Origin of the sequence: Mangrovibacillus sp. Mu-81, assembly GCF_036867415.1 — a bacterium.
In the GTDB taxonomy this organism is placed as follows: Bacteria; Bacillota; Bacilli; order Bacillales; family Bacillaceae_B; genus Rossellomorea.
In genome coordinates, this window is record NZ_JBAJHU010000001.1 from 117519 (window position 1) to 129543 (window position 12025).

A 12025-nucleotide genomic window follows, 5' to 3' on the forward strand; every position below is an offset into this window, starting at 1 on the left:
TGATAGATAACAAGAGTAAGGGAAAAGAGGGGTAGGCAGATGATTCAGCTTCTGAAGGAACGGGTGGCCGCGAAGGTCGTTCTCACCATATTGGTCGTTTGCTTGATCCCGACAATCTTCAATAGTGTGTTCTTCTATCGTTCTGCCTCGGACGTCGTGAAAGAAAATGTAAGGGAATCGTCAAGGCAGATCGCCAGACAGGCAGCAGAATCCCTGTCCTTTATCTTCTCCAATGGGAGCGATATGTCCGATCTCATCTATAGTAATGAACGAATACAGGAGATCGTGAAAGATGATTTGAAGAGCAGCTCGTCAGCCAGCGAGAGAGAAGAAAATCAAGAGTATATGACATCCTATTTGAATTCCAATATTTATACGAGTTCATTCGTGAGGATCATTTATGTAGTGAAGGAAGACGGGATGAGCTGGGGAAGCGGGACATTTTCCCCTTATAAGCTTTCTAAAGTGAATGTCGATGGGATAGAGTGGGCCAAGGAAGCGGTTAGAAGAGATGGAGAGCTGGTTTGGGGCGGGCTTCAGTATGACCGGTTCAGCGGAGCCGGGGAAAACACTGATCTGGTCCTGCCCATCACCAGGGTATTGAAAGACTTTGATACGATGGAGAACATCGCCTATATCCAGGTCAGCCTGGACGGAAAGGCGATATTGGACAAAATCAATCAAATCAAGCTTGGGAAGACCGGTCATTTCTTTGTGGTGAATGAGAAGGCTGAAGTGGTGATTGATAATGATTTAAGTACACTTCATAAACCTGTTGAGAATAAGGAAATGCGGGAGTATATCCTTTCTGACAAGCGGGAATTCGAATTCGAAGAGGATGATATCCCCTATTATGGCGTAACGGAACCGATCGGGAACGGCTGGTATATTGTCGGAAGGGTGCCCACCTCTGAAATTACGGGTGAAATCATTTCGATTCAGAAAATCATCATTGGTGCATCCGTCATTTTCGGAATATTGGCGATTCTCGTCGGGAGCTTCATCGCCAAGAAAGTGACCGATCCAGTTAAGATCTTGACGAAGCAAATGAAGCTTGTCGGCGAAGGGAACTTGAAAGTCCGCACGAGTGTGGATTCGAAGGATGAAATCGGAATGATGAGCTCCGAATTCAATCATATGATCAATCGGGTGGAGGAATTACTTCAGCAGGTGAAGGAAGAACAGCATCAGAAGCAGGAAGCCGTCCTCCGGGCGATCAAGCACAGAATCAATCCTCACTTCCTGTTCAACACATTGAGTACGATACGCTGGCTCGTCCAGTTCAAGCAGACGGAAAGAGCGAACACCGCCCTTACGGCATTATCAAAACTCCTCGAAGGGAATATGGGGAAGACCGGGAATTTCACCTCCATCAAGGAAGAAGTGGAATTAGTGGAACAATTCATGGTGATCCTGCAAATTCGGTATGAGCAGAAGTTCCACTTGGTCACGGGTTTTGAAGAGGGCGTGGAAGACTGGGAAATCCCAAGAATGCTTCTGCAGCCAATCGTGGAAAATGCCATCTTTCACGGCATCGTCCCAACCGGAACGGAAGGAACCGTATGGATCAACGGAACGACGATCCCCGGCGGAATCCAAATCGAAATCAAGGATGATGGAGTGGGTGTGGAGAAGGATATGTTACAGCGGGTGCAAAGGTCATCAGATGGAGACAACTCCTATGTAGGGATCGGGTTAAGTCATGTGGCCGATTCCATCAGACTTTATTTCGGACCCGATTCGAAGATGGAGATCAGCAGCGGGGAAGGGACGAGTGTGAAGCTTATATTAATGAAGAAAACCGGGGGTGATCAAGGTGTATAACGTGATGATTGTGGATGATGAACCGATCATCCGCTTCGGTCTGAAATCCTCCATCGACTGGGAGGATAAAGACCTTCACTTGATCGGTGATTTTTCAAATGGAAAACAAGCACTGGAAGCAATGGAACGAACCGGCCATGTTGATATCCTGATAACCGATATCAAGATGCCTGTAATGGATGGCATCACCTTAATGAAGAAGGCACTTCAACTGAATCCCAGGCTGAAAGTGGTGCTGGTCAGCAGCTACAACGAATTTGAATATGTCAGGGAAGGCCTTACGCATGGAGCGGTCGATTATATATTGAAACAGACCCTTGAACCACATCAATTCGCTAAGACCATCCATAAATGCATCGACAAAATCCTCGAGGAGGAAAAAGTAACGGAGCAGCTTGACCATGCGGAACAGACCAATAGAATCAACGAAAGGCGGCGGACGGAACAAGCGATCAAGAGGATCCTTCTGAGAAAAGATCACACTATGGCATCCCCGCAAAGGATTGACTCCCTTCACATGCCCCAGCTTTTACTGCTTGGGAGCATTAAGGATCTTGATCGACTTCAAGATGAATTTGGGTTCCTTTATAAAAATTTGATCATCGAAGAAATTCAAGAGCGTTTCTACAGGGAGACGGAAGAAGGATATTGTTTTCCGATAGGTGAAAAAGAGCTGATTTTCTTTCTGGAAAATACGGAAGACCCCCGTGGAACCGTCCATACGTTGAAGAGGAGGATTGAAAAGGAGACGGCGCTGAAACTGGTGTTCAGCTATACAGTCGTTTCAGATCCGGAAAAATTGGTCGAGGGATATCATCATGCGTCCCTGGCAGCTCAGCACTACTTCTTTCAACGTGATACGGAGATTTTTTCCTATGAAAGAGGAAAGGAAATGACTCAGGATCCACTGAGTCCCGAAGAGATAAATGCTCACATTCATGGGGAAGAATCTCTTGAGAAGTTCCTGGGCATGAGGATTGCACACTGGCAGGAAGAAGGCATGAACCCTGACAATGTTAAGAAGGAAGCAGGCAATATCCTGAAGGCCCTTTACTGGAACAAGGTCGAAATGGGCATTTTCATGAACTATATGTCAAGAATGGATTCTTCCGAGACACTGGAGGAATTGACGGGACTCTTTCATGAAGCAAAGCATGAATGTGAGATCTTTCTGGAATCGGAAAGCAAGCATCCACATACGGATAATGAGCTGCTGGATAAGGCACTGGTGTATATCCATGATCACTTTACGCAAGAGATGACGCTTCAGCACGTCGCCGATCATATTCATATCAGCAGGAATTACTTCAGCATTTTATTCAAGCGCTTCATGAAGATCAATTTCATTGATTACGTCATAGGTTTGCGAATCAATAAAGCAAAGGAACTCCTGAGCCGCACATCATGGAAGGTCTATGAAGTAGCCGGTGAATCAGGCTTCAATGATGTGAAATACTTCAGCAAACTATTCAAGAAACTCACCGGACTTTCGCCGGGGGATTACAGGGCGGAGCATCATAAATAGATAAGGAAAGGGATTTCTCATATGATTCGATTCCGGACAACCATCATACTCATCCTGTTGCTGATATTGAGCGCTTGCGGAAATCAACATATCATCGACGATTCAAAGAATCTGGCATTACCTGATGAAAACAGTGTGGAAAAGATCGAGATCTGGCACACCTACAGCGATGAAGAAACGAGAATCTTTGAGAAAGAGATCATTCCATTATTCGAAGAGGAACATCCGGGGATCGATGTCAAATCCGTCAGGCAGCCGCACAGCAAACAGCTGATGTCAGCGCTTATTTCGCGTGCTTCTGTCAACCGTACACCCGATGTCGTCAGGATGGATATTACGTGGATGCCTAAATTTGTACACCTGGATTTACTCTATCCCATAAGTGAATTTGATGACTTTGATCTGGTGAAGACGAGATTCCTTCAGAATCCCCTTGAGTCGAATCGATTCGGAGAAACGTATTACGGTTTACCCCTGAACACAAATACGAAAGCAGCGATTTACAACAGAGAAGCGGTAGAGGAGCTGAACCTGGATCATCTTCCCAAAACGATGGATGAATTGATTCGGATCGTGAAGGATAACAATCTGAAAATCGGAATCAGTGACATCTCCCCCTGGAACAGCCTCCCCTATTTTTACGGATTGGGCGGGAAGGTGATGAATGAGGATTATACGAAGGCAAGCGGTTATCTGGACAGCAAGGAGAGCATTTCAGCCGTCAGGGAGTTGTTGGATCTCTATCAAAACGGATCCATCCCGCCCGAGGTGCTCAGCGGATATGCGGAGACGTGGCAGAATGTCAGTTCCGGGGATTATTTCATGATTGATGAAGGGCCATGGTTCTACAGCGTGAGGTCAGAAAACGACTTGGATCTTGTAAAACAACAAACGATTTCAGGCGTGTTTCCGAGTAACGGGGAGCAGCGGTCGATCCTGGGCGGGGAGAATGCGGTCATCACAAAAGGGACGAAACATCCTGAAGCATCGTGGACGTTCATCAAATGGATGACCACAGAAGAACCGCAGGGCCTTCTGTTAAAAGCAGGCTTGCTCCCAACGAATAAACGAGTGGAAATTGAAAGTATTGCGGAAGAATATCCTTACTATAAAAGTTATATCGAAAGCATCGACCAAGCCTTCCTAAGGCCGCCGGTGCCGCAGTGGGAGGAAATCAACACCATCCTCACAAATGCCTTCAGGAACATTTTCAGCGGTGAAGTAAGTGTAGAAGAGGGACTAAAGAAAGCGGCGGCTGATATAGACCGTCAGCTATCATCATAGAAAGGAAGATAGAAATGGAGAAGAAATGGTGGAAAGAAAGTGTCGTCTATCAAATTTATCCGAGAAGCTTTAAAGACAGCAACGGAGACGGGATCGGTGATTTGCAAGGGATCATAGGTAAGCTGGATTATTTAAACGAATTGGGGGTCGGTGTGATCTGGCTGTCCCCTGTCTATGAATCTCCCAATGATGATAACGGCTATGATATCAGCGACTATAAAGCAATCATGGATGAATTTGGCACGATGGAAGACTGGGAAGAATTATTGGGGGGTCTGCATCGCAGAGGGATGAAGCTGATGATGGATCTTGTGGTCAATCATTCATCTGACGAACACGCATGGTTCATTGAATCCAGGAAATCGAAAGACAATCCTTATAGGGATTATTACATATGGCGTCCCGGCAAAGACGGAAATGAACCGAATAACTGGACGTCTTTCTTCAGCGGATCGGCATGGCAGTATGAGGAGGAAACAGACGAATACTTCCTGCACCTTTTCAGCAAAAAGCAGCCTGACCTTAACTGGGAAAACCCTGTACTTAGAAATGAAATCTACGACATGATGAAGTGGTGGCTGGATAAAGGGGTCGACGGATTCAGGATGGATGTGATCAACCTGATCTCCAAAGAGGACGGCCTCCCGAGTACACCCGGCAGAAAGAAATATGACTGGGGCGGGGATTATTTCATGAACGGACCCCGTGTACATGAATATTTGCAAGAAATGAACAAGGAAGTGCTCTCGAAGTACGACATGATGACAGTCGGGGAATGCCCTGGAGCGTCCCCTCAGGATGCTGCCCGGTATGCCAATGAAGAAGGCACCGAGCTGAACATGATCTTTACTTTTGAACATATGGACCTGGATTCCGGTCCTGGCGGGAAATGGGACGTCAAGGATTGGACGCTGGCCGATCTGAAGGATGTGATGACCAAATGGCAGAAGGATCTTGAGGGTAGAGGATGGAACAGTCTGTACCTCAACAATCACGATCAGCCAAGGATGGTCTCGAGATTCGGGAACGACAAGGAATACCGCGTGGAATCAGCGAAGATGCTTGCCACCTTCCTTCATATGATGCAGGGGACGCCTTACATCTATCAGGGTGAAGAGTTGGGCATGACTAATGTGAAATTCGACTCCCTTGAAGAGTACAACGATATTGAGATTCATAATATGTACCGTGAAAAAGTGACGGAAGGAGGAGAGGACCACGCCAAGGTCATGGAAGCCATCTATCGTAAAGGGCGGGACAACGCAAGGACACCGATGCAGTGGGATGACAGTGAACATGCCGGGTTCACGACCGGTACGCCGTGGCTGAAAGTCAATCCAAACTATAAGGAAATCAATGCGGAGAATGCGTTGAAAGACTCGTCATCCATTTTTTACTACTACAAGGAATTGAACCGCCTACGCAAGGAGCACGATATCATCGTCTATGGTACGTATGATCTTATCCTTGAAAATGATCCACAGATCTACGCCTACACACGTTCCTTAGGTGAAGAGAAGCTGGTCATCATGTGCAACTTCACGGAGGAAAATGCGGCATTTACATTACCTGAAGAGATTCAGTATGAATCGGCTTCTCTCATGATCCGCAATTATGAGGAAGGTACGGAGGAAGATTGTTTAGAAGAGCTTCAATTGAGACCTTTTGAAGCGAGAGTCTATAAATTAAAGTAAATGGAGTAAAAAGCAGGGCAGGTAACGGGTTCTGTATTCGAGTACAATACTAAAAATCACACATAAAAAGGAGTGCAAAATCGCAAAGATTTTGGCACTCCTTTTTCTTGATTTAACTGCGTTTATGCCAATAAAGCTGCTTAATTTGTAATGTAAAATATATACCCTGAAATTGCAAATGACAGAACTTTCTGTTCTCTAAATTTTGTGGTACGATTTCTAATACACTTTAAGGCACAAAAACAAAGTAACTAAGGGTAGTATGTATGATGACATACAAAGACAGAACCTTCAATTAACTAGCAGCTTAATGGAATAATATGAAACATACATAATCCGGTATCCGTATAATTAACGTGTGAATTCATTTATAAGATTGGGGTACGATTTTTACAATGGTTTATTTTTAATAAAAAGGAAAACGACAAATTTTGTAGAATTATAGTAGAATTATAGTAGCAGTAAAAAATGAGGAAACGTTTCCACAAGGATGTGTCAGTAATGGTAACAATAAAGGAAGTTGCAAAAGAAGCGCATGTTTCAATCTCCACTGTATCAAGAGTACTTAATAAGAGCGGATATACAAGTGAAAAAACGAAAGAAAAGGTTCTGAATGCAGTAAAGAAACTTAACTACCAAGGAAGTCTGGTAGCTGCTGCAATGAAGAAGAAACAGACATTAACTCTTGGTTTAATCATACCTGATATAAAGAATATTTTTTATTCAGATCTGACTAGAACAGTAGAAGATCGAGCAAATAGTCATGGGTTTAACATTTTTTTATGTAATACTGATAACAATTTACAGAAAGAAGCAGAGTATATACACCTATTGATTGCTAAGGGAGTCGATGGAATCATCTTTTCATCTCCAGAGGTTGATGATGGAAATATAAAAGAATTGAAGGAAAGATATCCTGAACTTCCAATTGTCATAATGGGAGGGAAATTCCCGAAATTAATTCTTAATGAAATCGTAGTTGATAATGTTGACGGAGCATTTAAAGCAATGAGGCATCTTTTGGATTTAGGGCATCAGGATATTGCTTTTATCGGTGGGGATCTTGAATCTTACGCATCAATCGAAAGGCACCAGGGCTACAAGTTGGCATTGAGCGAACGAGGGATTCCCATAAATGAGAATTATGTGATTTTCGACAAGTTCTATATTGACAGCGGGTATAAAAATGCGATGACATTATTACAAAAAAAGGATAGACCTACGGCCATCTTTGCGGTCAGTGACAGTGTTGCTGTAGGTGTCTACAAAGCTGCAAGGGAGCTGAATATAAGAATCCCAGAAGATTTATCAGTTGTTGGGTTTGATGATTCTCAATATGCACAAATTTTGTCTCCTATGCTTACGACTATTCGTACACCTATAAAAGAAATGGGTCAAAGGGCTATAGAAATCATGGTTAAAACGATTAAAGAAAAGCAGATCATTAAAGAAACCGTCCTCTTTTATCCAACACTTATTGAAAGGGAGTCAACGATGGCGATCGAAGCAGGAAATCCAAAAAAGATGACTAAAAAAAGCATTGATAACACTAACTGAATTAATATAATTTTATAAATTTTCAAAAAATGATTGAAAATGGTTTGCCGAGTATGTATAATTTGGTTTAAATAAGTGGAAACGTTTCCATCTATTTAAACCAAATTTTTTTTGAGAAGTTGATTATTCATAAAAACATCAGTGATTATGCGCCAATAATCAACTTTAAACTAAACCTCTTAAGTCTATATATCTTCAAGAAGCTCTGCCTATAAGCTTTTCTTTATCCTGAGCGATTAAATTTCATAGGTTGGAGGGAGTCTTCCTTGGAAACGTTTCCAGAAATAGTGAAATATCTGCAGTGAAAGGAGATTGTCATGTTCGATTACAACATATTTATTCAAGGGTTCCCCGGAAAGTCATCAACCCATGGGGGGTTAGGATGGAGTAGCATCACCTTATTATCCCGCAATGATCAGCACATGATCATTGATGTCGGCAGTTTCGGTGTCAGACCTTTAATATTAGATAAGCTCGAAGCCAAAGGTTTATCTCCAAGTGACATCTCCATGGTTTTATTGACACATACGCATTGGGATCATTGTGTGAATTGGACGTTGTTTCCTAACGCGACCATCGTAGTGGGGGCAACGGATATGAAATGGGCATTAAACGAACCGCCTGGAGGATGGCATGTTCCTGAATTGTATGTGAAGGAATTAAATTCTTCTTCACAAATAAGGATGGTCAACCATCTTGAAGAAATTGTCCCCGGGGTTGTAGCACATCAGACGGATGGACATTCACCAGGTCACCTGGCATACACCGTGGACAATGGAGACTATGATCTGATATTCAGCGGAGATGCCGCCAAGAACAGGGCGGAGCTTTTATCAAGGAATGCAGATATGACATTGAATCTTTCAGACAGCCAACAATCAATCGACTACCTTTGGAGATTGTGGAAAAAAAGGGAGAACAGTATTTTAATACCCGGACACGATATCCCGATGAAGCTTGTGGATGGGAAACCTGTTTATCTTCATGAAAGAAAAGCGGATTTGCACTATTGGTTTTCTGAAACATTGGAGGATTATACAACGATCGAATTGGCAGATGAATCAGTGTTAGCTGAACAGACCAAGTAGGACTGCCCATATTCTTGGGGGGTGATTACTCAAAAAATGAAAAGGCTTACATGGCCTTCGTTTCGCAAGTGAGAGTCTGAATAGATACAGGAATCGTTTGCCGGAAGTATTATATCCGAACTAGATTGATAACTGAAATTAAATGAGGTGTAAAAATATGAGTGATAGAAAAAAGCAGCGTGTGATCGTGACTGGCGGCTCTAAGGGACTTGGACGCGGAATCGCTCTGGCTTTTGCAGAGGCAGGTGCGTCAGTGGTCATTGCTGATGTTGACACTGAAGCAGGTGAGCGCTGTGTACAGGAAATCAACGAATCTGGCGGGGAGGGTCTATTCGTTTATACGGATGTATCATCAAGTGAAGATGTAAAGAAACTCTTTGAGGAATCCCGCCTTTTCCATGGCGGAATCGATGTGCTCGTTAACAATGCAGGAATCGGTCACGGACCGATGTCAGAAAGACATTTCCTGAAAACTGACTACGGTATGTGGGAGAACCTGATGAATATACACATAAATGGCCTTTACCATTGCAGCCAATTGGCGGCAAGAGCCATGGTTCACCAAGGTGAGGGCGGGAGCATCATCAACATGAGTTCTGGGGGAGCTACACGCGCCCATCGAAATCGTGTCGCTTACGATGCGACGAAGGGTGCAATTGAGGCCGCTACAAGAGCAATGGCACTTGATCTGGCTCCATGGAAAATCCGGGTGAATGCCGTGATGCCAGGCTCCATGTGGGTTGAAAACCGTACAGCAGTCGGGGATGAGTCTTCACCTGACCTTCTCATTCCACTCGGCAGGCTGGGAATGCCTCAAGACGTTGGGCATGGCGTTCGTTTCTTGGCTTCACCCGATGCTTCTTATATCACAGGCCATGTCCTGGCCATTGACGGCGGCCTCACGTCTCAGCTCCGGGCGCCGAGTATGGATGCCGATGTTGCACTCTCCCTCGACGAAATCGATTTAGGGATGGGTTCATCCGGAAGCAAAGGCTAAATCTATTCCCGCACGACTTTAAGTAGTTTGATAGAAAATGAGATTTCAATCATGCAGCCAGATATCATCCATAAAAAATTCATGATAAATAGAAAAAAGGAGGAGCAAAAGAATATGAAAACGTCATTTACAAATATTTTTGGTGTAGAAAAACCAGTATTAGGTATGGTTCATTTAGGTCCGCTACCTGGATCACCCCTATATGAAGGGAATATCGATCAAGTATTAGAAGCTGCAATCCGTGATGCAAAAAGTCTTGAAAAGGGCGGGGCCAGCTCAGTTATGGTAGAAAATTTTAATGACTACCCATTTTACCCTGAAACAGAGGAACCTGAAACAGTAGCAGCAATGACATTAATTGCTCACGAAATTCGACGCGAAGTGAAGCTTCCAATGGGGATTAATATCCTAAGAAACTCGTGGAAATCAGCATTGGCAGTTGCCGGAACAGTAGGGGCTGATTTTATTAGACTTAACGTCCTTACAGATGCGTACGTGACCGATCAGGGTCTCATTAACGGTACAGCGCACTTAGTAGCGAGATATCGTAAATTTCTTGGTTTAGAGAAGAAAGTCAAGATTTTCGCTGACATTCAAACAAAACATGCAGCTCCTTTAGCGGCTCGACCTATAGATGTCTTGGCTCGTGATACTGCCTATCGTGGAATGGCAGACGCAATCATTCTTGCAGGTGAGGAATCAGCTCAACCTCCTTCAATTGAGAATTTAGAGGCGGTAAGGAATGCAGTCCCTGATGTTCCAATCATCATCGGCAGTGGAATGAAAGTTGAAACTGCAAATTTACTCAAATATGCGGATGGAGCTGTCTTTGGATATGGGGCAAAAATTGATGATATTATGACGAACCCAGTTGACGAGGACAAAACACGTCGCTTCTGCGAAGGTGTAGACAGAGAAAGAAACTCTCAATTGGTTTAGTTTTAATAGAAGCAGAGTATCGAAGGCGTTGGGACCGATTAGGGCCCCTTATACATACGAAACCTTATTCCAGTGAGGGTTTAGTGCTAATGTGTGTGTCTCGGTATTCTCTATAAAAGATATAAAAGGAGGAATTAAAATGATGGTGGAACGTGTAATTATTGACACTGATCCGGGTGTCGACGACCTTGCCGCAATCTATCTTGCACTCGCGTCTCCGGAACTGCGTATCGAAGCTTTGACGACTGTGCATGGAAATATTGAGGTGGAAACTGCGACGCATAATGCACTTTCATTACTCGAACTAGCAGGTAGAACGGATATCCCAGTTTACCGTGGAGCCAGCAAACCACTCATACGTCAACCACACTTTGCCAAGCACATTCACGGCAATAATGGTTTTGGCGGAGTCGAGGCCCCTAATCCTACCGTATCTGAGGCGGGGGAGTATGCGGCAATGGAGATTGTGAGGCTTTGTAATGAAGCACCAAACGAAATCACTATTTTGGCGATAGGTCCACTAACAAATGTGGCGCTGGCTCTCTCTATAGACCCTGGTATCGCTCAGAAAGTGAAAAGAATTATTGTCATGGGTGGTGCAGTCCGGGTTGCCGGAAACTATTCCCCAGTGGCGTCCTTTAATCTGGCAGCTGATCCTGAGGCTGCAAGGGTAGTGTACGATTCGGGTGTTCCAATCGTTCAAGTAGGTCTCGATGTATGTACGAAGGTGAGAATTTCACAAGAAAATCTTAAACGCATCAGGGATACGAATACTCGTCCAGGAGCTTTCCTCCTAGAGGCCGCTGAATTCCGGCGCAAGGCTTACATTGCGGTCCAGCAATCGTCAGAAACAGAGACAGGCGTTTTCTTTAATGACGTACCAGCCGTAGCCTATGCGCTTTGGCCTGAACTCTTTGAGGTCCAGCCGGCTTTTGTTTCGATCGAGACAACGGGGGAACTTACAGCTGGGCAGACTGTCACTGAGTTTTCAGGACAGTGGGGTCATTCAGAACCCAATACCTCCATCCTGATGGATGTTGAGGGAGAGACATTGGCACGACGTTTTGCTGAACGTATTTCTACTTTAGAAACACAATATGCCGAGCCGCATAAATAA

General features: G+C 44.2%; 9 protein-coding genes. All 9 read left to right on the top strand.

Annotated elements, in window-relative coordinates; genetic code table 11:
- Positions 1–39 precede the first annotated feature (39 nt).
- The 9 genes from V6B33_RS00585 (at position 40) to V6B33_RS00625 (ending at position 12025) form a co-directional block, all read left to right on the top strand.
- On the top strand, positions 40–1824 hold the full coding sequence (locus V6B33_RS00585; RefSeq protein ID WP_334215799.1) for a cache domain-containing sensor histidine kinase: 1785 nt from the start codon (positions 40–42) through the stop codon (positions 1822–1824).
- On the top strand, positions 1817–3349 hold the full coding sequence (locus tag V6B33_RS00590; protein WP_334215800.1) for a response regulator transcription factor: 1533 nt from the start codon (positions 1817–1819) through the stop codon (positions 3347–3349). The genes V6B33_RS00585 and V6B33_RS00590 overlap by 8 nt, the downstream gene beginning before the upstream one ends.
- A 21-nt stretch (positions 3350–3370) precedes the next feature.
- A complete protein-coding gene (locus tag V6B33_RS00595) occupies positions 3371–4633 on the top strand; it encodes an extracellular solute-binding protein (RefSeq protein ID WP_334215801.1) in 1263 nt (420 codons plus the stop codon).
- Positions 4634–4647: 14 nt separating this feature from the next.
- The gene (locus tag V6B33_RS00600) at positions 4648–6327 is read left to right on the top strand and encodes a glycoside hydrolase family 13 protein (RefSeq protein ID WP_334215802.1); all 1680 of its coding nucleotides are present in this window, start codon (positions 4648–4650) and stop codon (positions 6325–6327) included.
- Between the two features lie 501 nt (positions 6328–6828).
- Entirely contained in the window at positions 6829–7884 is a 1056-nt protein-coding gene (locus V6B33_RS00605; protein WP_334215803.1) for a LacI family DNA-binding transcriptional regulator, read from the top strand.
- A gap of 317 nt (positions 7885–8201) precedes the next feature.
- Positions 8202–8972, top strand: a complete 771-nt coding sequence (locus V6B33_RS00610) for an MBL fold metallo-hydrolase (protein ID WP_334215804.1) — start codon at positions 8202–8204, stop codon at positions 8970–8972.
- Positions 8973–9129: 157 nt separating this feature from the next.
- Positions 9130–9969, top strand: a complete 840-nt coding sequence (locus V6B33_RS00615) for an SDR family NAD(P)-dependent oxidoreductase (RefSeq protein WP_334215805.1) — start codon at positions 9130–9132, stop codon at positions 9967–9969.
- Between the two features lie 51 nt (positions 9970–10020).
- Positions 10021–10908, top strand: a complete 888-nt coding sequence (locus V6B33_RS00620) for a BtpA/SgcQ family protein (RefSeq protein ID WP_334215806.1) — start codon at positions 10021–10023, stop codon at positions 10906–10908.
- Between the two features lie 91 nt (positions 10909–10999).
- A complete protein-coding gene (locus V6B33_RS00625; RefSeq protein WP_334215807.1) occupies positions 11000–12025 on the top strand; it encodes a nucleoside hydrolase in 1026 nt (341 codons plus the stop codon).

Bases quoted from the DNA above. Each gene is read 5' to 3' on its own strand.
- V6B33_RS00620 (WP_334215806.1), top strand. From the start codon at position 10,021: ATGCAGCCAGATATCATCCATAAAAAATTCATGATAAATAGAAAAAAG.
- V6B33_RS00615 (WP_334215805.1), top strand. From the start codon at position 9,130: ATGAGTGATAGAAAAAAGCAGCGTGTGATCGTGACTGGCGGCTCTAAG.
- V6B33_RS00610 (WP_334215804.1), top strand. From the start codon at position 8,202: ATGTTCGATTACAACATATTTATTCAAGGGTTCCCCGGAAAGTCATCA.
- V6B33_RS00605 (WP_334215803.1), top strand. From the start codon at position 6,829: ATGGTAACAATAAAGGAAGTTGCAAAAGAAGCGCATGTTTCAATCTCC.
- V6B33_RS00595 (WP_334215801.1), top strand. From the start codon at position 3,371: ATGATTCGATTCCGGACAACCATCATACTCATCCTGTTGCTGATATTG.
- V6B33_RS00585 (WP_334215799.1), top strand. From the start codon at position 40: ATGATTCAGCTTCTGAAGGAACGGGTGGCCGCGAAGGTCGTTCTCACC.
- V6B33_RS00600 (WP_334215802.1), top strand. From the start codon at position 4,648: ATGGAGAAGAAATGGTGGAAAGAAAGTGTCGTCTATCAAATTTATCCG.